Here is a 23,584-nt window from a genome sequence, read left to right as displayed (position 1 = left end):
GACAGCGTGATCATCAACCGAATGGGAGGATGGTCCCAAACAGGTTCAAGCTGGAAGGCTCTGTCGTGTCTTTGACAAAATCCACCCAGTCCTCTCCGTATGCACGTTCGAAAAACACCGGGTATTGCCACACAAGGTTGTGAAAAGTAAATGTCGTCACCAACGCGCCAACCGTGAGCGCCCCGGCAAACTCTCGTAGTTTACCTTTCAGAAAAAGCATCACCATAATACAGGCCCCGCCTGCGAGGCCGAGGCTGACGAAGTCCTGCGTACCAACCTGACCGGGAACCGGAATACCAACCGATTGATATTGAATGAAGCGAGACAGGAAGACCGCAAGTATACCCAGCAAAAAAGCCCCCAGAAACGCAGCGGGATAACTCAGGCGCTGCCAGACACTTTCGGTACCAGGCGAAGGTGACTTGCTTGTGTTTTCTTCCGAGCGCTGTTTGATCCGCGCCACCCGGTCCTCGAAGGAATTGTTTTTGATGTCCATGGGTCAGCTCAAAACTATCTGAAAACACATTACAGCGCTAATTCACTGATTGCAGAACCACAAGCATGGCGCAATTGGGTCAATAGACGTGTTCTGACACTTCGGTTCACATTTCCGTACTTTGGTGCGGCCAGAAAAAAAGGCCCCGCGATTTCGCGGGGCCTTTTTAGTTCTGAATGGCGCTGCTTACTCGCGGCTTTCCGGTGTTTCGACCAGAACGTCCAGTTCATCCCCGACCATATCATCATCCATGATCGGAGCGGCCAGGGCAGCGGCGGCCTCGGCCTCTTCCCGTCGTGCTTCGATGACTACGTTGTCACGCGACTGCGCGATGTGACGAACGGCCTGAGTTGCACCACCAGTACCGGCAGGGATCAGACGGCCGACGATGACGTTCTCTTTCAGGCCAACCAGCTTGTCTTTCTTGCCCTGCACCGACGCTTCGGTCAGCACGCGGGTGGTTTCCTGGAACGACGCCGCCGAGATGAACGAACGTGTCTGCAGCGAGGCTTTGGTGATCCCCAAGAGGATCGGTTCGCCCTGAGCCGGACGGCCACCACGCGAGAGTGTCTTCTCGTTGGCCGCATCAAACTCCTGCTTGTCGACATGCTCGCCTTTCAGCAGTGTGGTGTCGCCTGAATCCAGAATCTCCCACTTCTGCAGCATCTGACGCACGATGACTTCGATGTGCTTGTCGTTGATCTTCACGCCCTGCAGACGATACACGTCCTGCACCTCGTCGATCATGTAATCCGCCAGCGCTTCGACACCCATGATAGACAGAATGTCATGCGGAGCCGGGTTGCCGTCCATCAGGTATTCACCCTTCTGGATGAAATCGCCCTCCGCGACCGGGATATGTTTACCCTTGGGTACCATATACTCGATCGTTTCCATCGACTCGTCTGCCGGCTCGATACTGATGCGGCGCTTGTTCTTGTAGTCACGGCCAAAGCGCACGTAACCATCCGCCTCGGCGATGATCGCGTGATCTTTCGGGCGACGGGCTTCGAACAGTTCAGCCACACGCGGCAGACCACCGGTGATGTCCTTGGTCTTGGCACCTTCACGCGGGATACGCGCAACAACGTCACCTGCTTCGATCTGCTGACCATCTTCGATCGACAGGATCGCGTCCACCGACATCGGATAGTGAACCGGGTTGCCCGCATCGTTGCGGACCGGCTCGCCATCTTCGCCAACCAGAATGATCTCAGGCTTCAGCTCGCTGCCTTTCGGGGCCGCGCGCCAGTCGATCACGATCTTCTGGGTCATACCGGTTGCTTCATCGGTCTCGTCGCGGACAGCAAGGCCCGAAACCAGATCGACATATTTCGCGGTACCCGCTTTCTCGGCGATGATCGGCAGGGTGTAGGGATCCCATTCGAACAGCTTGTCACCACGGGCTACCTTGGTGCCATCCTTCACGAACAGCTTCGAGCCGTAGGTCAGCTTGTGGCTGGCACGCTCTTCGCCATGTTCGTCTTTGATCACCAGCTTCATGTTCCGGCCCATGACCAGGCTTTCGCCTGCGGCATTGGCCAGGATCTGCGGGTTCTCGAACGAAACGACACCGTCTTGGCTGGCTTCCTGGAACGACTGCTGGCCACCTTGCGCAACACCACCAATGTGGAAGGTCCGCATCGTCAGCTGCGTACCGGGTTCACCGATGGACTGGGCTGCGATGATGCCGACAGCCTCACCTGTGTTCACCATGGTACCGCGTGCAAGGTCGCGACCGTAGCATGTCGCACAGACGCCTTCCTCGGACTCACAGGTCAGTGGCGACCGGATACGCATCGAAGCAACACCGGCCTCGTCGATCATGTCGGCCATACGTTCGTCGATCAACTGACCTGCAGCGACCAGAACCTCATCCGTACCCGGACGCAAAACGTCGTCGGCAGAGACACGGCCCAGAACACGTTCGGCAAGCGAGGCGACAACCTCACCGTCATTCACCGCAGCTTCGGCAGTGATCGCACGCTCGGTGCCGCAGTCGATCTCACGAACGATGCAGTCCTGAGCGACATCCACCAGACGACGGGTCAGGTAACCCGAGTTCGCCGTCTTCAGAGCGGTATCCGACAGACCCTTACGGGCACCGTGAGTCGAGTTGAAGTACTCGAGAACGGTCAGACCTTCTTTAAAGTTCGAGATGATCGGCGTCTCGATGATGTCGCCGTTCGGCTTGGCCATCAGGCCGCGCATACCGCCCAGCTGTTTCATCTGAGTAACCGAGCCACGCGCACCGGAGTGAGCCATCATGTAGACCGAGTTCGGCTCCATGTCCGACCCGTCTTCGGCCTTGGCAACGTCCGAGATCGTGCTCATCATTGCCTCAGTCACGCGGTCGTTACACTTCGACCAGGCATCGACCACTTTGTTGTACTTTTCGCCCTGAGTAATCAGACCATCCATGTACTGCTGTTCAAAGTCTTTCACCTGGCTGCGCGTTTCGTCGACGATGCTCCACTTGCCGTTCGGGATGACCATGTCGTCCTTACCAAACGAAATGCCCGCCTTGAACGCTTCTTTGAAGCCCATCGACATGATCTGGTCACAGAAGATAACCGACTCTTTCTGACCGCAATAGCGGTAGACGGTGTCGATCACCTGCTGCACTTCTTTTTTCCGCAGCAGACGGTTGACCAGCTCGAAAGGTGCCTTGTTGTTCATCGGCAGCAGAGCACCCAGACGCAGACGGCCCGGAGTGGTTTCATAACGCTTCTGAATTTCATTGCCTTCGTCGTCGATCTGCTTGATTCGAGCGGTGATTTTCGAGTGCAAGTGCACCTCGCCCGCGTCCAGCGCGTGCTGGACTTCGTCGATCGAGCCAAAGACCTTGCCTTCGCCCGGCATGCCTTCGCGTTCCAGGGTCACATAGTACAGACCCAGGATCATATCCTGTGACGGAACGATGATCGGCGCACCGTTTGCGGGCGACAGAACGTTGTTCGTCGACATCATCAGAACACGCGCTTCCAGCTGCGCCTCAAGGCTCAGCGGGACGTGTACGGCCATCTGGTCACCGTCGAAGTCGGCGTTAAAGGCCGAACAGACCAGCGGGTGCAGCTGGATCGCCTTGCCTTCGATCAGAACCGGCTCGAACGCCTGAATGCCAAGACGGTGCAGCGTCGGCGCACGGTTCAGCATGACAGGGTGTTCGCGGATCACCTCATCGAGGATATCCCATACTTCGGGACGCTCTTTCTCGACCAGTTTCTTCGCCTGTTTGACGGTCGAAGACAGACCTTTGGCTTCAAGACGCGAGTAGATGAACGGCTTGAACAGCTCGAGCGCCATCTTCTTGGGCAGACCACACTGGTGCAGCTTGAGTTCCGGGCCGGTCACAATGACCGAACGGCCCGAGAAGTCGACGCGTTTCCCCAGAAGGTTCTGACGGAAGCGGCCCTGCTTGCCTTTCAGCATGTCCGACAGCGATTTCAGCGGGCGCTTGTTGGCGCCGGTGATCACGCGGCCACGACGGCCGTTGTCGAACAGAGCGTCAACGGATTCCTGCAGCATCCGCTTTTCGTTGCGGACGATGATGTCAGGTGCGCGCAGTTCGATCAGACGCTTCAGACGGTTGTTCCGGTTGATGACGCGGCGATACAGATCGTTCAGATCCGAGGTCGCGAAACGGCCACCATCCAGCGGAACCAGCGGTCGCAGTTCCGGCGGAATGACCGGGATCACGGTCATCACCATCCACTCGGGGCGGTTGCCCGACTCGAGGAAGCTTTCGACAACCTTCAGACGCTTGATGATCTTCTTGGGCTTCAGCTCGCCAGTCGCTTCGGCCAAATCAGCGCGCAGCTGCTCGGCTTCGGCTTCCAGATCGATCTGGGCCAGCATCTCACGGATGGCTTCGGCACCAATGTTCGCGGTGAACGCGTCCATGCCATAGGCATCCTGAGCGTCCATGAACTCTTCTTCGGTCAGCATCTGGCCGTAAGACAAGTCGGTCAGACCGGGCTCGATGACGACGTAGTTTTCAAAGTACAGAACGCGTTCCAGATCGCGCAGCGTCATGTCCAGCATCAGACCGATGCGGGACGGCAGCGACTTCAGGAACCAGATATGTGCTACGGGTGCTGCCAGTTCGATATGGCCCATACGCTCGCGGCGGACTTTCTGCAGGGTGACTTCCACACCACATTTCTCGCAGACAACGCCGCGATACTTCATCCGCTTATATTTGCCGCACAGACATTCATAATCTTTGATTGGGCCAAAGATACGCGCGCAGAACAGACCGTCACGTTCAGGCTTGAACGTCCGGTAGTTGATGGTTTCGGGTTTCTTGATCTCGCCATAGGACCAAGACAGGATCCGCTCGGGCGACGCCAACGAGACCTTGATCTCGTCAAAGACCTTCGGGGGCGTCAGCGGGTTAAACGGGTTGTTGGTGATTTCCTGGTTCATTTTGCGTCCTTACAAATTGGGATGGGATGAGTGTGGGGCGTTGCCGCCCCTACTCTTCCTCCGCATCCAGGAGTTCCATATTCAGGCCGAGACCACGGACTTCTTTCACCAGAACGTTGAACGATTCCGGTACGCCCGCTTCAAAGTTATCCTCGCCCTTGACGATCGACTCATAGACCTTGGTCCGGCCGGCGACGTCATCCGATTTCACGGTGAGCATCTCCTGCAGGGTGTAGGCGGCGCCGTAAGCTTCCAGAGCCCAGACCTCCATCTCACCAAAGCGCTGACCACCGAACTGCGCCTTACCGCCCAGCGGCTGCTGGGTAACCAGGCTGTACGGCCCGGTCGAACGCGCGTGGATTTTGTCGTCCACAAGGTGGTGCAGTTTCAGCAGGTACTTGATGCCCACGGTCACCGGACGTGCGAATTGCTCACCGGTACGACCGTCGAACAGGATCGACTGACCGCTCTGCGAGAATCCGGCACGCACCAGCGCGTCATTGACGTCAGCCTCTTTGGCACCGTCAAAGACCGGGGTTGCGATCGGAACACCACGGGTTACATTGCCCGCTGCTTCGACAAGCGTTTCCTCGTCCATGCCAGTGATGCCTTCTTCGTAGACATCTTCGCCATAGGCCAGTTTCATCGCTTCGCGCACCGGGGTCAGGTCGCCGGAACGGCGGTATTCACCCAGAGCTTCGTCGATGTTCAGACCCAGACCGCGTGCGGCCCAACCCATGTGGGTTTCAAGGATCTGACCAACGTTCATACGCGAAGGCACACCCAGCGGGTTCAGACAAAAGTCAACCGGAGTACCATCGGCCAGGAACGGCATGTCTTCCATTGGAACAACTTTGGAGATCACACCTTTGTTCCCGTGACGACCGGCCATCTTGTCGCCCGGCTGCAGCTTACGCTTCACGGCGATGAAGACTTTGACCATCTTCATCACACCCGGCGGCAGGTCGTCACCACGACGGACTTTCTCGACCTTGTCTTCGAAACGGGCATCCAGAGCGCGCTTGAGCACTTCGTATTGCTCATTCAGAGCCTCTACGATCTGGGCGTCCTTCTCGTCTTCCAGTGCCAGCTGCCACCACTGACCACGGGTCAGCATGTCAAGCAGTTCCTCGGTGATCACCGATCCTGCCTTGACGCCTTTCGGGCCTTTGACAGCGGTCTTACCCAGGATCAGACCTTGCAGACGCGCATAGATGTTGCGGTCAAGGATCGCCAGTTCGTCATCCCGGTCACGGGCCAGACGTTCGACTTCCTCACGCTCGATCTGCAGCGCACGCTCGTCTTTCTCGACGCCGTGACGGTTGAAGACACGGACTTCGACGACCGTACCGTAATCACCCGGCTTCACGCGCAGCGAGGTGTCGCGCACGTCAGATGCTTTTTCACCAAAGATGGCGCGCAGCAGCTTTTCTTCCGGGGTCATCGGGCTTTCGCCCTTCGGAGTGATCTTGCCGACCAGAATATCGCCCGGCTCAACATCCGCACCGATGTAAACGATGCCGGCCTCGTCGAGGTTGCGCAGCGCTTCTTCACCGACGTTCGGGATGTCGCGGGTGATCTCTTCCGGACCCAGCTTGGTGTCACGGGCGGCGACTTCGAATTCCTCGATATGGACCGAGGTAAAGACGTCATCACGCGCGATACGTTCCGAAATCAGGATCGAGTCTTCGTAGTTGTACCCGTTCCACGGCATGAACGCGACAATCACGTTCTTACCCAGAGCCAGTTCACCCATGTCGGTTGACGGACCGTCGGCGATCACCTCGCCTTTCTGGACGGTGTCGCCCACTTTCACCAGCGGGCGCTGGTTGATGCAGGTGTTCTGGTTCGAACGCTGGAATTTCCGCAGGCGATAAATGTCCACACCAGCGTCGCCAAGTTCCAGATCCTCGGTAGCGCGAATAACGATACGCTGCGCATCGACCTGGTCGATGATACCGGCGCGTTTCGCCTGGATCGCAGCGCCCGAGTCGATCGCAACCTTTTCCTCGATACCGGTGCCGACCAGCGGCGCCTCGGCCCGCAGCAGCGGAACCGCCTGACGTTGCATGTTCGAGCCCATCAGAGCGCGGTTGGCGTCGTCATTCTCAAGGAACGGGATCAGCGATGCAGCGACCGAAACCAGCTGTTTCGGCGACACGTCGATCAGGTCCACATTCTCGCGCGGGGCGAGGGTGTAGTCACCGGCCTGACGGGTCGACACCAGATCATTGATGAACTTGCCGTTTTCATCCAGCGTCGCGTTCGCCTGCGCCACGGTGTGACGCATTTCCTCGGTCGCGGACATGTAGTGGACCTCATCAGTCACCTCTGCGTCTTTGACGACACGGTACGGTGTTTCTATGAAGCCATATTTGTTCACACGGGCGAAGGTGGCCAGCGAGTTGATCAGACCGATATTCGGGCCTTCCGGTGTTTCAATCGGGCACATCCGGCCATAGTGGGTCGGGTGAACGTCGCGCACCTCAAAGCCCGCGCGCTCACGTGTCAGACCACCGGGGCCAAGCGCCGAGAGACGGCGTTTGTGGGTGACTTCCGACAACGGGTTGGTCTGGTCCATGAACTGCGACAGCTGCGAGCTGCCGAAGAATTCGCGGACGGCGGCAGCGGCTGGTTTCGCGTTGATCAGGTCCTGCGGCATGACGGTGTCGATCTCGACCGACGACATACGCTCTTTGATCGCGCGCTCCATGCGCAGCAGGCCAACACGGTACTGGTTTTCCATCAGTTCGCCGACTGAACGCACACGGCGGTTGCCAAGGTGGTCGATATCGTCGATGTCACCTTTGCCGTCACGCAGTTCCACCAGCGCCTTGATACAGGCAACGATGTCTTCGCGGCGCAGGGTACGCAGGGTATCCGGCGCATCAAGTGCCAGACGCATGTTCATCTTCACGCGGCCAACAGCCGACAGATCATAGCGCTCGCTGTCGAAGAACAGCGTGTCGAACAGGGCCGACGCTGCCTCGACGGTGGGCGGCTCGCCTGGGCGCATGACGCGGTAGATGTCCATCAGCGCGCTTTCACGGTTCACGTTCTTGTCCTGAGCCATGGTGTTGCGCATGTAAGGGCCGACATTGACGTTGTCGATGTCCAGAACCGGGATGTCGGTGATGCCTGCGTCGATCAGCTCTTTCACAGTGCCGCCGATCAGGTCACCGTCTTTGTCATATTCCAGCGTCAGTTCATCACCGGCCTCGACATAGATCGCGCCGTTTTCTTCGTTGATGATGTCCTTGGCGACAAATTTGCCGACGATGTGATCAAACGGAACCAGAAGATCGGTAACGGTGCCTTCGTCGATCAGTTTCTTGACCGCGCGAGGCGTGACTTTCTTGCCCGCTTCAGCAATCACTTCACCGGACTTGGCGTCGATCAGATCATAGGTCGGACGGGTGCCGCGCACGCGCTCGGGGAAGAACGGTGTGACCCAGCCCTTCTTCTTGTCCAGCTTGTAGGACACGGTGTTGTAATACGCGTCCATGATCGCTTCCTGATCCAGACCCAGCGCATAAAGCAGGGTTGTCACAGGCAGTTTGCGGCGGCGGTCGATCCGGGCGAACACGATGTCCTTGGCGTCGAACTCAAAGTCCAGCCAACTGCCGCGATACGGGATGATGCGGCAGGCAAACAGCAGCTTGCCCGAGGAATGAGTCTTGCCCTTGTCGTGGTCAAAGAACACACCGGGCGAACGGTGCATCTGGGATACGATCACACGCTCGGTCCCGTTCACGACAAATGTGCCGTTCGGCGTCATCAAAGGCATATCGCCCATGAAGACATCCTGTTCCTTGATGTCTTTCACCGATTTAGCACCGGTGTCCTCATCGACATCGAACACGATCAGGCGCAGGGTAACCTTCAGCGGCGCGCTGTAGGTCATGTCGCGCTGCATGCATTCTTCGACATCGTATTTGGGTTTTTCCAGATCGTATTTCACGAACTCCAGAACGGAGGTTTCGTTAAAATCCTTGATCGGGAAAACCGATTGGAACACGCCTTTGATGCCTTCGCCGTCTGCGGGCTGCTCTGCATCGCCGGAGCGCAGGAAAAGATCATAAGAAGATTTCTGCACCTCAATGAGGTTCGGCATTTCCAGCACTTCGCGGATTTTGCCATAGTATTTCCGAAGACGTTTCTGGCCAAGGAACGATTGAGCCATGTCAGATGTCACCTTTCGATGTTCTCAGCGGGCAAAGACACCGTCGGGCCCCGGCGCCTTGCACATTAGAGAGGACACGTCCGGATCAATTCGTGGCCACCGTCCCGAATGGCAGCCTCCCGATCCGCGAACCGCGTCTTAGAAAACACCCCAAGTTCTGAGGCCCTTTCTGAGACAGGTTCGGCTGGACCCGGATTTCCCCGGATCCAGCCAAATCTTGCGGCGCATCAGTGATGCACCTGTCGAATGGCTTAGGCCAGCTCGACTTCGGCGCCAGCTGCTTCCAGCTTGCCTTTGACTTCTTCGGCTTCGTCTTTCGACACGCCTTCTTTGATCTTGCCGCCAGCTTCGACCAGCTCTTTGGCTTCTTTCAGGCCAAGACCGGTGATGCCGCGAACTTCTTTGATCACGTTGATTTTCGAAGCGCCGGCATTCTTCAGAACGACGTCGAATTCGGTTTTTTCTTCCTCAGCTGCGCCACCGGCGTCGCCACCAGCTGCCATGACAACTGCGCCGCCTGCTGCGGGCTCGATGCCATATTCGTCTTTGAGGATGGTTTTCAGTTCTTGTGCTTCCAGCAGGGTCAGACCCACGATGCTTTCTGCGAGTGCTTTCAGATCAGCCATTTTATCAGCTCTTTCCGTTTACAGTGTGTGTTCCAACGTCAGGGCATCTGCCCCACGCAGATCATTCAGTGCCAACCGCTTACGCAGCTTCCGCCTTCTCTTCGATGGTGGAAAGGATGCTTGCGATGTTGCTTGCAGGTGCGCCAATCGCGCCGGCGATGTTCGAAGCAGGTGCGCCAATGCAGCCCACGATCGAAGCAATAAGCTCCTCGCGAGACGGCATTTTCGAAACTGTTTCGACGCCTTTGCGGTCCAGAGCGTTCTCACCCATTGCACCACCAAGAATCTCAAAATTCTTGTTATCCTTGGCGAAGTCCTCGGCCACCTTGGCTGCCGCCACGGGGTCTTCGGAATAGGTCAGAACGGTCATCCCTGTCAGCAGGTCGGCCATGCTTTCACACGGCTTACCCTCAAGGGCGATTTTGGCGAGCCTGTTCTTGGCAACACGCACGGCACCTCCCGCGTCACGAGCACGTGCGCGAAGGTCCTGCATCTCGGCAACTGTCAGACCGGCGTAGTGGGATACCACTACGACGCCAGAGCTTTCGAAGATTTGGCCGAGTTCCTCGACCACTTTCTCTTTCTGGGCTCTATCCACAGTTCTCTCCAAGTTTGGGGCGATATCTCACCCCGGCTCATATTTGCCGCAGCTTTCGCTCCGGCGTTCAGGTCCGTTGTTACGGGATTGGCCAAAATGCGCCCGAGGGTGGGACCCCCAGAATTCTTTGGTCTTACCCGTCTCAGGCAGGGAATTAAGGGGCCGAATGGACCCACCCACCGTCTTGGACGAAACAAAACAAAGCGCACGACGAATCGCACGCTTTGTTCCGCAGGTCTTATTAGGGCAGAAAAAGGGGGTTTCCAAGGGGTAAATTGCACCTAAAGCGGATCAAAAAACCGCCCAAACTCCGACCACGTGGCGTCAGAACTTTCCGTTATCGTTTTTCCATTCTTCGCGCGGCGGGATCTCTTCGATCGTGCTCCAGTGCTCAACAATTCGATCATCGTCCCACCGATACAAATCATAAAAGCTTGAATGCACCCCATTTCTCTGGCCTTCGCACACACACAGAACGAAATTGCCCTCGGCTAAAACCCTGTGCGACGTTTCGTAAGCAAACACCAGATTGCTTGCGCTTCGACCTTCCAACACGCTCTTGAGTGCCGAGATGCCGTCAGCCATTTCCGGATGGTGCTGTTTCAGGTCTTCGGCCACAAATTCTGCCAACCTATTGAACCGACGCTCGATAAGGACCTCCGTGACAAACACACGGCTGGTTGACCGGTTTTCTTCGGTCTTCTCCAAATCCGCTATTTCAGTGTGGCCGTCCTGCATTCCACGCCCCGAGAGGTTTGGACCACGCAAAGGCTGAATGTTGTCCCAATGCTCTACGGCTTTTCCATCTTCGAACCTAAACACCTCGAACGCTGCGCGCAGACTGCTGAAATCGTACTCGATATGCGCAAAGGCAAAATCGCCATCTTCGAAAACCCGTTTGAATGTGACCCTAGGCGAGGTTTTTGACAGTCGCGCGAACAATTCCGCAATACCTTCACTGCCTTCGTGGGTTTGAGGATTGTGCTGAATATACTTGTCTTCATTGACCACCGCTGCCGCCATAGCGTCACCGGTTTCCAGACCCTTGAGAAATTTTTGAATGAGAACGCGCTTGGTTTCCATGGCGAGGGTCCGTTTTTTTGACGAGCACCGAATTGGATGTCTGGCCACTTTTGCACCGAACCCCGCAAAAGAAAATCCCGGACAGTTCGCACCACCCGGGATCAATTCTTCAAATCGGAAATCTAGGGCTTATTCGTCCGCGGCTTCCGCCACATCAACGGTCACGCCAGGACCCATGGTCGAGCTCAGCGCGATTTTTTTCATGTAGGTGCCCTTGGCGCCCGACGGTTTCGCCTTGGCAACAGCCGTGACAAACGCTCGGACGTTTTCGACCAGCTTGGCTTCGTCAAACGACGCTTTGCCAACACCGGCATGAACAACGCCGCCTTTTTCCGCCTTGAACTGAACTTCACCACCTTTGGCTGCTTCCACGGCGGCTTTCACGTCCATGGTCACGGTGCCAACCTTGGGGTTCGGCATCAAGTTGCGGGGGCCCAGAACTTTACCCAGACGGCCGACGATCGGCATCATGTCCGGGGTTGCAATGCAGCGATCGAATTCGATGGTGCCGCCCTGAATGGTTTCCATCAGGTCTTCTGCGCCGACGATATCTGCGCCTGCTTCTTTCGCTTCGTCCGCCTTGGGGCCACGTGCGAATACGGCGACGCGCATCGCTTTACCTGTGCCATTCGGCAGGCCAACGACGCCACGAACCATCTGGTCCGCGTGACGGGTGTCAACGCCCAGGTTCATCGCGATTTCGATGGTCTCGTCGAATTTCGAGGTTGCGTTGCCTTTGACCAAGGCAACCGCTTCTTCAACCGACAGGTTTTCCTTGCCAGCGACAGCTTCGCGCGCAGTGCGGGTACGTTTACCGAGTTTTGCCATCTTACTTCACCTCGATGCCCATAGAGCGGGCCGAGCCCAGGATGATCTGCATTGCGCCTTCGATGTCGGTGGCGTTCAGATCTTTCATTTTGGCTTCGGCGATTTCGCGAACCTGCTTCGAGGTCACGGTTGCCACGGTCTCACGACCTGGGTTTTCCGCACCACGAGGGCGGTTCCGCTTGCCAACCGGCTTCAGGCCAGCCGCTTTTTTCAGGTAATAAGACGCGGGCGGCGTCTTGATGTCCATGGTGAAGGACTTGTCCTGATAATAGGTGATCACGGTCGGGCAAGGCGCGCCTTGCTCCATGTCTGCGGTCTTGGCGTTGAACGCCTTGCAGAATTCCATGATGTTGATGCCGCGCTGACCCAGCGCCGGACCAACTGGCGGCGACGGGTTCGCCTGTCCTGCAGGAACCTGCAGTTTCATTGTACCAGCAAGCTTCTTGGCCATTTGGTTTTCCTTTCAACTTAGGTGAAACGCGTCCCACCCAGATTATGTTGCGTGGTCCGATCCGGGATCGCGATCCCTGCAACCTCCCACGAGAGAATCTCGCCCGAAGACGATAGAGGCGGCGTTTACAGGGGATCAGTAGAGATGACAAGTGGTTGGCGCTGCAATCTGGATATACCGAATCAAAACCAGGAAGGTTATTCGCCGCCTAAAAGATTGTAGGCCACTGGCAGTGCAATTGTGAGTGCCACTAACATTTTAAAAAAACGGCGAAAACCACAAATCAGTCGCTCATCAATCGGGATTTTGGTGCTTGCATCACCACAAAGCGCGTGGCCGTGTTATACTTCGAAAAATTAGTGAATTTTGGTGGAGGTTAATTATGATACTTCGTTTAGTTTTAACTCTTGGCATCGCCTTTTCTCTTGCTGCAGCTGCCCCTCAGACAGCGCGGGCGGACGCTGGTGAATTCCTCGGCGGCGCCGTCGTCGGCGGAATCGTTGGCTACGCGATTGGCAAGGACCAACAGAAGAAAAAGTCTCAGAGAACGACCACATCAAATCGAACTTACCGGTCGGGCATCCCATCGACTTCACAGGGCGCGCAAACCCAGACCGCGCTCAATTACTTCGGATACAATGCAGGAAGGGTCGATGGCCAGGTCGGTCGTGGCACCCGGTCCGCAATCGAACGCTATCAGGCCTCGATGGGCTATCCTGTGAACGGCTATGATTTTCAGCCCTATCAGTCCGACTTTTTGATGCAGGCCTACTATTGGGCCACAAGCGGTGGGCAGTCGGCCACTCAGCTTTCGGGCCAACCGCTGCTGATGGCGTATCGCCGTCAGGTGCACACGGGCTCTGCTCTGGCTGCTGCCCCTCAGGCCCCGGCACAAACCGTGCCGGTACAACCTGTCCCGGTTACGACACCGCAGGAACCCGAACCCGAGACCACTGAAACAGCGTCTGCAAGCCTGCCGAGCCTGTTTTCAGGCGGTACCGGAGGCCCGTCACTGGCCAATCGCTGCAGCGGAGTCATGCTGCAAACATCGACCAATGGCGGCTATACAACCCTGTCGAACATGTCCGATCCCGACTTTGCGCTCAGCGAGCAGTTCTGCCTTGCCCGCAGTTACGCGATGGCACGCGGTGAAGATCTGATTCAGGATATCCAGGGACTGACGCCGGATCAGGTTAGCGCCCAATGCGACTCTTATGGTGAAATGGTGGCTCCACAAGTTGACGCTCTGTCGATCAACTCGAAAACCGAGGCTGAAACCCAGATGCGCAAGCTGGCGCTGGACTCCGGGCTCAGCCCCCAAGATCTTGCCGCAACAAGCAAGGTCTGTCTGGCGATTGGCTACCGTCAGGACAACATGGATGCCGCTCTTGGGTCTGCTCTGATGCTGGTCGCAATGGGTGAACCCGCCTACGGCGAACTGATTGGCCACCATCTGCGCGAAGGTTTCGGCGTGCAGGAGCGCCGCGACCTTGCGATGCAGTGGTATGACGCGAGCCTTTCGGCGCTGGATGCCGGATCGCAAGCCGTGTTCCTGCCGTCCCAGACCGACAGACCGCAACTTTTGCGCGCGGCTATGGTTCAAGCACAATAGGTCGATACGTTTTCAGCGAATACCTAAACAAAAACGCCGCGTTACCCTTGGCATCGCGGCGTTTCAATTCTCGAGGAGAGTTTCCTCAGCCCTGCTTCGTAACCTGCGTAAAGTCCAGCTCGACCGGGGTTTCCCGACCAAAGATCGAGACCGAGACCTTCAGTTTCTGGTTTTCGTCATCCACGCCTTCGACCATGCCGTCGAAATCCTCGAACGGGCCGTCGTTGACTTTGACCTTTTCACCAACCTCGAAGCTGATCATCAGCTTGGGCGCTTCTTCACCTTCCTGAACACGGTTGAGGATTTGATTGACCTCAGCATCGCGCATCGGCATCGGACGCCCCTGAGGGCCCAGGAAACCGGTGACGCGGTTGATCGAGTTGATCAGGTGATAGCCCTGATCCGACATTTCCATATGTACCAGCACGTAACCGGGCATGAAACGGCGCTCGGTCGTGACTTTCTTGCCCCGGCGCACTTCGATCACCTCTTCGGTGGGCACCAGCACTTCGTCGATATCGTCCTCAAGGCCCTGTTCAGCCACCGACGTGCGGATCTGCTCTGCGATCTTCTTTTCGAAATTCGAAAGAACGCTGACCGAGTACCACCGTTTCGCCATGAACCTGTCGTCCTTGTTTGTCTTCGAGGTATCCCGCGTACCGGACACACCCGTCATTAAAATCTCGTCACGCCATCCGGAATAAAAAGCGGCGCGCAGCCCGAATCGCCACACGCCTATTCCGAATAGTACCGCGTCACCTACTCTGACATTGCGCGCGACGCAAGGGGGCAGAGACGTATCAACGCGCTGATACTGCTTAGCTGAACGCGCCCAGGATCAGTTGCAGGCCGCCCCGGATACCCAGATCGACCAAAGCGAAAAATACAGCCGTCAGCGCGGCCATGATAAAGACCATTACCGTGGTCAACAGCACCTCGCGCCGGGTCGGCCAGACGACCTTGGAGACTTCGGCTCGGACCTGCTGAATGAACTGGATCGGATTGGTAGTGGCCATTTGGCGTTTTCTCTCTGCTAGCGGATGGGCCGGACATATCCGGGCATTGCGACAATTTCAAGGGCAGTTGGTTCATCTCTGCCTCTATGGGGCAATCGTTCAGGGTTTGGGTTTGTCATCCCATTCGTCGCTCAGGATCCGGCGCGCGTCGCCTTCGGGGTCTTCGTACTGGTTCGAACGAACGGTATAGACAAAGGCGGCAAGACCAACGCCCCCCAGGAACAGGGAAATCGGGATCAGATAGGCAAGCACTTCCATTCAGGTTACCTCAGCCGCAGGGCGTTCAGGGACACGGTAATGGACGAGGTCGACATCGCCAAGGCCGCGATCAGCGGTGTCGCCAGTCCCATCACGGCCAGAGGAACAGCGATCACGTTGTAAACGGTTGCGATCTGGAAGTTTTCGCGAATGCGCCTGGTGGCTTTGACAGCCGTGTCGCACGCATCCGCAATAGGCGAAAGATCATTGCCCAACAGTACGATATCCGACGCGACCCGTGCCGCATCCAGCGCGGAAGCCGGAGAGATCGACACATGCGCCGCCGTCAAAGCAGCGGTATCATTCAGCCCGTCGCCAACCATCAGAACTTTGTGACCTTCATCGCTGAGATCCTGAATGCGTCTTGCCTTGTCCTGCGGCAAAGCCTCGGCAATCCAATCCCTGATCCCCAGTTTTTCTGCCAATGCGCGCACGGCCCCCTGCGAGTCTCCTGAAATCAGAAGCACCTGCTTGCCCGAAGCGCGCAGCGCATCTACCGCCTCAGCGGCGCCCGGGCGCAAGGCGTCCGAGAATCGGAAGGCCACGGGTGCGTCTTCGCCGATTGCCAGCCAGGCCGAAGTATTGGTGCCCTGATCCGCGCCGACCCAGGCCGCCCGACCCAGACGAACACGTTGGCCACGGAACTCGCCCTCGGTGCCATAGCCGGGAACCTCGGCTATTCCTCGAACACTTGCTGGTTTGATCCCTGCCGCACGCGCCGCTTTTGCCAATGACACGGACAAGGGATGCGCAGAAGCCTCGGCCAGCGCCAGAGCGACCTCGACCTTGGCGCGGGCATGGTCTGCCAGATTGACCAGTTCCGGTACGCCGGATGTCAGGGTGCCCGTCTTGTCGAATACAACTGTGTCGGCTTCGGACAACCGCTCCAGTGCAGTGGCGTGCTTGATCAGCATTCCCTTGCGGAACAACCGACCCGACGCGGCCGTTGTTACCGCTGGCACGGCCAAACCCAACGCGCAGGGGCAGGTAATAATCAGAACAGCCGCCGCGATGTTCAGTGCCGTGCGCAAGTCACCGGAATAGATGTACCACCCAACAAAGCTGAGCGCCGACAGAATATGAACCCCGGGCGCATAGAGCTTGGCGGCCTTGTCGGCCAACGAGGTATAGCGGGACCGGCCAGACTCGGCGATGGCTACAAGATCAGCCATGCGATGGAGCGACGTGTCTTCCCCGACCGCCGTTGCCCGGATTGTCAACGGACCCGTCAGGTTGACTTCACCCGCGCTCACAACCTGCCCGGCTTCGGCAAAGACTGGCACCGTCTCGCCTGTCAGAAGGGATCGATCCAGTTCGGACTGGCCCGACACGATCTGGCCGTCCACCGGCATGCGCCCACCCGGTCGCACAAGGACCAGATCTCCGACATGCAACTCGGCAACGGGAACCTCGTCTTCGGCCCCATCGACCACACGAATGGCGCGGGGAACTTCCAACGCTGTCAATTCCTCGGCCGCTGATCGCGCCGCAGCACGGGTACGGTAATCAAGATACCGTCCCGCCAGCAGAAAGAAGGTCAATGTCAGAGCAGCGTCGAAATAGGCATGCTCGCCGCTCAACGCGGTTTCCCACAGCGATGTGATCAGCGCCAACAGGATCGCCAGTACAATCGGTACATCCATATTCAGCCGTCGCACGCGCAGGGCGCTCCAAGCATTGACAAAGAACGGCTGGGCCGAGAACGCAATGGCCGGCAGCGCAATGGCCGCTGAAATCCAGTGGAACATGTCCCGCGTTGCATCCGTCGCACCGGACCAGACCGAAACCGACAGCAACATCACGTTCATGGATGCAAACCCGGCCACGGCCAGGCGCATCAGAAGATCACGACCGGCCTTGTCCGTCTGCGTTGCGGACAAAACCCCCGGATCAAGCTCATGTGCTTCGAATCCCGCCTGTTCAAGCACCGGGATCAGATCGCTTGCGCGCGTTTCCGGCGTGGCTTTTATCATCGCGCGTTTGAGCGTCAGATTCACCCGGGCATCTTCGACGCCGGGGTGCGCGTTCAGTTCACGCTCGACCGTCGCGATACAGGCCGAGCAATGAATGCCCGGCAGCGACAAAGCGATCTGTACATCCTCCGGTACGGGCCGGGCCGGTTCTGCCGGGGCCGCAAGGCAGCCCGGGCAGGCTGCTGTACCGGATGAAAGCTGAGCCGTCATGCTTACCCCTTCACGTACAGCGGAACGCGCTGCGAGAATTCGGCACCGTTTCCGTCACGCGCCACCAATCGGATATTCCAGTTGCCCTTACCCAAAGTGGCAGGCGTGGCATAGGCGGTACCGTCGAACGTAAAGTCGGGTACGAAGTCGTCGCGTACATGGGTTGCCCGGCCAACCACCGCCTGCAATTCACTCACCTGAACCGGTACACCGCTTTCGTCGGTAATGTGAAGGATCAGAAGACCACCTTTGGTTTCCGCCCGAACGGTCCAGCCCAGCGCTCGCTGTTCTTGCAATCTCTCGTTGAACTCCTGACTGGCGACATAGGAGTTCTTCACCTCGAGCCCGGGAAACGTCTTCACGGCATTGTAGGCCAGCACGAGGTTCACTGCGATGATCACGCCAAAAGCGCCGACAAACACGGCCAAAGCGTGCTTTCCGGTGAATTTACGTTCGGCCATGATCAGTTCCCTCGTCCATTAAACGTGGTGTCCTTGTATGCGCGTTCGCCGCTGCTGAGGTCTTCGACCCAGATCCGCACAGGTGTCGCCTCTGCTGCGGCCGGACCGCTGTCGCGAGGAGCTATGATATATACACGGGTCAATTGTGCCGTATCCGCCGTGACATTCACAGTATCGATCTTGGTTCCCTCAATTTCCAGTCGCATCGCCGGATCGCCCGCCAAAGACAGTTTGAACAGACGGTCCTCACCGTGCTTGTTGCGAAGACGAACGTCATACGTGTTGCGGATTGTTCCGTCCGACAGGGTGACGAAAGTGGGGTTACGCACCGGCGCGACGGTCAGATCGATGTCAGAACGGATGAACAGTGCAAACAGAAGCCCGAATCCGACCAGCGCCCATAATGCGGTGTACATGATCGTACGTGGCCTCAGAATGTGCTTCCAGACATTCTTGGGGGGTTCTCCGGATCGCTCATGGGCTTCATCACTCAACGCCATGTAGTCGATCAGCCCTCGTGGTTTGCCGATCTTGGCCATCATGTCGTCACAAGCGTCGATGCACAGGGCACAGGTGATGCATTCCAACTGCTGACCATCCCGGATATCGATACCGACAGGGCAGACATTCACGCAAGCCATACAGTCGATACAATCCCCCAACTCTGAATCCGCCGTCCGCTTGCCTTTGCCGCGCGGCTCACCCCGCCACTCGCGATAGCCGACAACCAGCGTGTCCTCATCCATCATTGCCGCCTGAATGCGCGGCCATGGGCACGCGTAAATACAGATCTGCTCACGGGCGAACCCGCCGAAGAAGAAAGTTGTACCCGTCAAGATCAGCATCGTCGTGTAGGCGACGGGATGCGCGTTGCCCGTCACAAGATCACGGGCCAGCGTCGGTGCATCCGCGAAGTAGAACACCCAGGCACCGCCCGTCGCCAGACCGATCAGAAACCAGACCGTCCATTTGGTGACCCGCAAACGAGCTTTGCGGAAATCGAGCTTTTCCTGACGGTGCAGGCGCAGGCGGGCGTTTCTGTCACCTTCAATCCAGCGCTCGACCAGAATAAACAGATCCGTCCAGACGGTCTGCGGGCATGCATACCCGCACCACACGCGACCCAGAGCTGACGTGAACAGAAACAGGCCCAAACCCGCCATGATCAGCAGACCGGCGACAAAGTAAAATTCGTGCGGCCAGATTTCGATCCAGAAAAAATAGAAACGCCGATTTGCCAGATCCAACAGAACAGCCTGATCCGGCAGGCTGGGACCACGATCCCATCTGATCCAGGGCGTCACGTAGTAGATGCCCAGCGTCACAATAAGAATAATCCATTTCAGGTTTCGAAACGGCCCCGAAACACGTCTTGGAAAGATCGGTTCACGCGCGGCGTAAAGGCTGGGGGCGGGGTCGGAATCGCTCACTGGCTGGCTCCACAAATGGGTCTTCTGAAGACGTCTTGTTCCAGATCATGCATGGGCGAACTTTGACATGGGTCAAAAAGCGCATCGAGCAAACATCTTTTGAAGATCAGCCCATATTGCCCGCGCTGGAAATGGCGTATTTTACCCGATTTTCAGCTGGTTTTGGCGAAAAATCTGCTTGTGGCTTGAACCCAACCGCATCGAGCACGCGCGGCTCTCTGAGTCCCGACCAATTGTCGCAGCCCAAGATTGCGCCCCACCCCAACGCATATGAGCAGACCTCGTTGCGCAGAACTGAATGGCAATACAACAGGAAAGTAGTGTAAAAGAGCACCGGCTGTTCAGGAAACGCGCGAACAGATGGAACAGCCGGTGCTACAGCCTTCGGGCGGCGAACCGCCCGAAGGTTGCCCTCTAGGTCTTACTGACCACCACCCAACTGGTGGACATAGGCGGATACCGCACGGATCTGCGCCTCGGTCAGGCGGGTATCCCAGTTCGGCATGACGCCAAAGCGGCTGTAGGTCACAGTTTCAGTCAGAGTCTCTTCGCTGCCACCATATAGCCAGATAGCGTCGGTCAGGTTCGGTGCCCCCTGGAAGATGTCACCCGTACCATCTTCGCCGTGACAGGACGCGCAGTTGTCTTCGAAGACAACCTTGCCCGCCTCAGCCGCCGCATCTTCGGTCTGTGCGTTGCTCAGCGACATGACATACTGAACCACCTGCGTGATTTCATCATCCTCGAGGATTTCACCGAAGGCAGGCATCTCGGAATAGCGTGCATCGTCGCTTTCTTCGTTCCGGATACCATAGTTGACGGTGTAGACGATGTCTTCCATCGTCCCCCCCCAGAGCCAGGCGTCATCCAGCAGGTTCGGGAAACCAGGCGCGCCCTGTGCACCGGAACCGTGGCACTGTGCGCACCAGGTACGGAACACGGCACCACCGGAGTTCACGGCATATTGCTGAAGTTCAGCTTCCTTCGCGATGTCTTCCAGCGGAGTTTCCACCAGCTTGGCATTCCAGGGTGCGTTAGCCTCTTCGAATGCGACCATCTCCTGCTGGACCAAAGCCCGCGAAGACCATCCCATGACGCCAGCAGTTGCCGACTGCACCAAGGGCCATGCTGGATACATGATCGTGTAGATCACGCCCCAGATAATGGTCACATAGAATGTCCACAGCCACCAGCGCGGCATCGGATTGTCGAACTCTTCGATCCCGTCCCAACTGTGCCCGGTTGTGTTCGGATCACCCGGCTGTTTTTCAGGTGTCTTGCTCATTTCCGCGCCTCCTTGGATGTGGCGGGTTTGTCTTGATGCCGGAAGGGGATGTTGGCGGTGTCGTTGTATTCCTTACTGGCACCGGGGCGGAAAACCCAGATGACGATGCCAACGAAGAAGGCGAACAACAACAGCAGCATCCAGCTATCCGCGAACTGCCTGAGAATTGTGTATTCTTCCATCACGATTCTCCTTTAGCGGCTTGCGTCCGGGGTGAAGGTCGAAAAATCGACCAACGTGCCCAGCATCTGAAGATAGGCAACCAACGCATCAGCTTCGGTCAGCTCGGGCTGGCCGTCAAAGTTGCGCACATTGACCTTGTCACCATAGCGCTCCAACAGCCCGTCATAGTCGCTGTCGGGGTCAGCCTGAGCAAGGAAATCAGCTTGCGCGTTTTCCAGCATCTCTTCGGTGTAAGGAGTCCCGACCAAAGCATTGGTGGCCATTACATCGCCGATGTACTTGCCGTCAATTTTACGATGCTCAAGGAAGCCGTATTTCGGCATCACCGATTCCGGCACCACGGATTGTGGATTCCGCAGGTGATCGATCTGCCATTGGTCCGAATAGCGGCCACCGACACGGGCCAGATCAGGGCCGGTCCGTTTGGATCCCCACTGGAACGGGTGATCGTACATCGATTCCGCCGCCAGCGAGTAGTGACCGTAGCGTTCGACCTCGTCCCGCATCGGGCGAATCATCTGGCTGTGGCAGGTGTAGCAGCCTTCGCGGATATAGATCTCACGCCCCGCCATCTCGAGAGGGGTGTAAGGGCGCATGCCCTCCACCTTCTCGATGGTGTTCTCAAGATAGAACAACGGGGTGATCTGCACCAGGCCACCGATGGTTACGACCAGAAAGCTGAAGATCAGCAGGAGGGTCGCGTTGGTCTCGAGGATCTTGTGTTTGTCGAGAATTGCCATTGCTCCGGCCCTCCTTATTCAGCCGGGACCGCGACGGTCAGGCTGGCCTCTTTGGCCGGGGCTTTCCGCACAGTCATCCACAGGTTGTAGCACATGATCACAGCACCAGCGACGAACATTACGCCACCCAGAGCACGCACCACGTACATCGGGAACTTGGCAGCCACGGTGTCGGCGAACGAGTTCACCAGGAAGCCGTTGGCATCCACTTCGCGCCACATCAGGCCTTCCATGATACCGGTCACCCACATCGATGCGGCGTAGAGCACGATGCCGATGGTGGCGAGCCAGAAGTGCCAGCTGACCATCTGCAGCGAGTACAGGCGTTCCCGTTTCCACAGGACGGGCACCAGGAAGTACAACGCACCAAAGGTGATCATACCGTTCCAGCCCAGCGCGCCCGAGTGCACGTGGCCAATGGTCCAGTCGGTGTAGTGCGACAGCGAGTTCACCGCGCGGATCGACATCATCGGGCCTTCGAAGGTGGACATGCCGTAGAAGCCTACCGAAATCACCATCATCCGGATCACCGGGTCGGTGCGCAGTTTGTCCCATGCACCCGACAAGGTCATCAGACCGTTGATCATACCACCCCAGGACGGCATCCACAGGATCACCGAGAACACCATGCCCAGCGTCGAAGCCCAGTCAGGCAGCGCGGTATAGTGAAGGTGGTGCGGACCGGCCCAGATATACAGGAAGATCAGTGCCCAGAAGTGGATGATCGACAGCTTGTACGAGAATACCGGGCGCTCGGCCTGTTTAGGGATGAAATAGTACATCATGCCCAGAAAACCCGCAGTCAGGAAGAAACCCACCGCGTTGTGGCCGTACCACCACTGGATCATGGCGTCTTGTACGCCCGACCAGACGATGACCGATTTCGAACCCCAAATGCTGACAGGAACGGTCATGTTGTTGACCAGGTGCAGCATCGCAACGGTGACGATAAAGGCCAGATAGAACCAGTTGGCTACATAGATATGGGGTTCTTTCCGCTTAATGATCGTGCCCAAGTAGACCGCCAGATAGGCGACCCAGACAATGGTCAGCCAAAGATCGACATACCATTCAGGCTCGGCATATTCCTTCGACTGAGTACCGCCCAGAACATAGCCGGTCGCGGCCAGCACGATGAACAGCTGATAACCCCAGAATACGAACCACGCCAGGTTGCCGCCCCACAAGCGCGCGGCGCTGGTACGTTGCACGACATAGAATGAGGTTGCGATCAACGCATTGCCACCAAAGGCAAAAATCACCGCCGACGTGTGCAGCGGACGCAAACGACCGAAATTCAGATAACCCTGTGCCCATTCAAAGTTCAGCACCGGAAAGGCAAGCTGAAACGCGATGAAGGTCCCGGCCAGGAACCCGACAACGCCCCAGAAGGCGGTTGCGATCACGCCATAACGGATCACGTCATCCATGTATTCGCCCGAGCGGTCGACTAGAATATCTGGCTCGTCAGTGTTTCGAAGCGTCCAGATAAACAAGCCACCGGCGATAAGCATCACCAGCAGCGCATGTACCTGATACGCCAAATCGCGTGCATAATTGGTTCCGATCGCTGCAAACAGCGCGATCAGACCAAGCACGATCAGCTTGATGTAATTCGACATATTGCGTCCCTTTGCCATGCTCCGCGCGCTTTTGGTTCTTATGACGCGCGAAACCCATTTGACTGGCTGCCGTTCTGAAGCACGGCGGCTATTGCTGCTTT

General features: G+C 57.4%; 20 protein-coding genes. 2 read left to right on the top strand and 18 right to left on the bottom strand.

Translation table 11 applies throughout. From position 1 onward, the window contains the following. Window positions 1-13: 13 nt before the first annotated feature. The 8 genes from D1823_RS17380 to rplK form a co-directional block, all read right to left on the bottom strand. The gene (locus D1823_RS17380; RefSeq protein WP_117872209.1) at window positions 14-496 is read right to left on the bottom strand and encodes a hypothetical protein; all 483 of its coding nucleotides are present in this window, start codon (window positions 494-496) and stop codon (window positions 14-16) included. A 186-nt stretch (window positions 497-682) separates the two neighbouring features. Next, window positions 683-4,924, bottom strand: a complete 4,242-nt coding sequence (gene rpoC / locus D1823_RS17375) for a DNA-directed RNA polymerase subunit beta' (RefSeq protein ID WP_117872207.1) — start codon at window positions 4,922-4,924, stop codon at window positions 683-685. Between the two features lie 49 nt (window positions 4,925-4,973). Further along, window positions 4,974-9,107: a DNA-directed RNA polymerase subunit beta gene (gene rpoB, locus D1823_RS17370; RefSeq protein WP_117872205.1), complete on the bottom strand. Its 4,134-nt coding sequence runs from the start codon at window positions 9,105-9,107 to the stop codon at window positions 4,974-4,976. Window positions 9,108-9,358: 251 nt separating this feature from the next. After that, complete coding sequence (gene rplL, locus D1823_RS17365; protein WP_037314964.1) at window positions 9,359-9,733, bottom strand: 50S ribosomal protein L7/L12; 375 nt, start codon at window positions 9,731-9,733, stop codon at window positions 9,359-9,361. A 79-nt stretch (window positions 9,734-9,812) separates the two neighbouring features. Continuing rightward, window positions 9,813-10,331 carry a 50S ribosomal protein L10 gene (gene rplJ, locus D1823_RS17360; RefSeq protein ID WP_010441181.1) on the bottom strand — a complete coding sequence of 173 codons (519 nt, stop codon included), beginning with the start codon at window positions 10,329-10,331 and terminating at the stop codon, window positions 9,813-9,815. Window positions 10,332-10,655: 324 nt separating this feature from the next. Beyond that, on the bottom strand, window positions 10,656-11,414 hold the full coding sequence (locus tag D1823_RS17355) for a nuclear transport factor 2 family protein (RefSeq protein WP_117872203.1): 759 nt from the start codon (window positions 11,412-11,414) through the stop codon (window positions 10,656-10,658). 129 nt (window positions 11,415-11,543) lie between these two features. Next, window positions 11,544-12,242 carry a 50S ribosomal protein L1 gene (rplA, locus tag D1823_RS17350; RefSeq protein WP_117872201.1) on the bottom strand — a complete coding sequence of 233 codons (699 nt, stop codon included), beginning with the start codon at window positions 12,240-12,242 and terminating at the stop codon, window positions 11,544-11,546. A 1-nt stretch (window position 12,243) separates the two neighbouring features. After that, window positions 12,244-12,693 (bottom strand): 50S ribosomal protein L11, encoded by a 450-nt coding sequence (gene rplK / locus D1823_RS17345; protein ID WP_117872199.1) that lies wholly within the window; start codon window positions 12,691-12,693, stop codon window positions 12,244-12,246. Between the two features lie 382 nt (window positions 12,694-13,075). On the opposite strand from rplK, the gene D1823_RS17340 reads away from it, so the two are divergent. Beyond that, window positions 13,076-14,305 (top strand): peptidoglycan-binding domain-containing protein, encoded by a 1,230-nt coding sequence (locus D1823_RS17340; protein ID WP_117872197.1) that lies wholly within the window; start codon window positions 13,076-13,078, stop codon window positions 14,303-14,305. Between the two features lie 85 nt (window positions 14,306-14,390). Here the strand turns inward: D1823_RS17340 and nusG are convergent, their stop codons facing one another. The 6 genes from nusG to ccoG form a co-directional block, all read right to left on the bottom strand. Further along, window positions 14,391-14,924, bottom strand: coding sequence for a transcription termination/antitermination protein NusG (gene nusG, locus D1823_RS17335; protein ID WP_117872965.1), 534 nt, complete (start codon window positions 14,922-14,924; stop codon window positions 14,391-14,393). A gap of 199 nt (window positions 14,925-15,123) precedes the next feature. Then, window positions 15,124-15,321: a preprotein translocase subunit SecE gene (secE, locus tag D1823_RS17330; protein ID WP_050605011.1), complete on the bottom strand. Its 198-nt coding sequence runs from the start codon at window positions 15,319-15,321 to the stop codon at window positions 15,124-15,126. Window positions 15,322-15,420: 99 nt separating this feature from the next. Beyond that, entirely contained in the window at window positions 15,421-15,579 is a 159-nt protein-coding gene (ccoS, locus tag D1823_RS17325) for a cbb3-type cytochrome oxidase assembly protein CcoS (RefSeq protein ID WP_117872195.1), read from the bottom strand. A gap of 5 nt (window positions 15,580-15,584) precedes the next feature. Next, window positions 15,585-17,762 (bottom strand): heavy metal translocating P-type ATPase, encoded by a 2,178-nt coding sequence (locus D1823_RS17320; protein WP_117872193.1) that lies wholly within the window; start codon window positions 17,760-17,762, stop codon window positions 15,585-15,587. 2 nt (window positions 17,763-17,764) lie between these two features. Next, complete coding sequence (locus D1823_RS17315) at window positions 17,765-18,223, bottom strand: FixH family protein (protein ID WP_117872191.1); 459 nt, start codon at window positions 18,221-18,223, stop codon at window positions 17,765-17,767. A gap of 2 nt (window positions 18,224-18,225) precedes the next feature. Continuing rightward, window positions 18,226-19,653: a cytochrome c oxidase accessory protein CcoG gene (gene ccoG / locus D1823_RS17310; protein ID WP_117872189.1), complete on the bottom strand. Its 1,428-nt coding sequence runs from the start codon at window positions 19,651-19,653 to the stop codon at window positions 18,226-18,228. Window positions 19,654-19,688: 35 nt separating this feature from the next. On the opposite strand from ccoG, the gene D1823_RS17305 reads away from it, so the two are divergent. Continuing rightward, entirely contained in the window at window positions 19,689-19,979 is a 291-nt protein-coding gene (locus D1823_RS17305; RefSeq protein ID WP_117872187.1) for a hypothetical protein, read from the top strand. 95 nt (window positions 19,980-20,074) lie between these two features. Here D1823_RS17305 and ccoP read toward each other — a convergent pair whose 3' ends face one another. The 4 genes from ccoP to ccoN are packed head-to-tail and all read right to left on the bottom strand — an operon-like array spanning window position 20,075 to window position 23,483. Continuing rightward, window positions 20,075-20,938, bottom strand: a complete 864-nt coding sequence (gene ccoP, locus D1823_RS17300; RefSeq protein ID WP_117872185.1) for a cytochrome-c oxidase, cbb3-type subunit III — start codon at window positions 20,936-20,938, stop codon at window positions 20,075-20,077. After that, window positions 20,935-21,120 (bottom strand): cbb3-type cytochrome c oxidase subunit 3, encoded by a 186-nt coding sequence (locus D1823_RS17295; RefSeq protein WP_117872183.1) that lies wholly within the window; start codon window positions 21,118-21,120, stop codon window positions 20,935-20,937. Before D1823_RS17295 ends, ccoP begins: the two co-directional genes overlap by 4 nt. A gap of 12 nt (window positions 21,121-21,132) precedes the next feature. Next, window positions 21,133-21,861, bottom strand: a complete 729-nt coding sequence (gene ccoO / locus D1823_RS17290) for a cytochrome-c oxidase, cbb3-type subunit II (protein WP_117872181.1) — start codon at window positions 21,859-21,861, stop codon at window positions 21,133-21,135. A gap of 14 nt (window positions 21,862-21,875) precedes the next feature. Then, entirely contained in the window at window positions 21,876-23,483 is a 1,608-nt protein-coding gene (gene ccoN / locus D1823_RS17285; RefSeq protein WP_117872179.1) for a cytochrome-c oxidase, cbb3-type subunit I, read from the bottom strand. Between the last annotated feature and the right edge of the window lie 101 nt (window positions 23,484-23,584).

Source organism: Ruegeria sp. AD91A, assembly GCF_003443535.1.
In the GTDB taxonomy this organism is placed as follows: domain Bacteria; phylum Pseudomonadota; class Alphaproteobacteria; order Rhodobacterales; family Rhodobacteraceae; genus Ruegeria.
The sequence above is the reverse complement of the archived record's forward strand: the minus strand, read 5'-3'. Positions and strand labels throughout refer to the sequence as shown.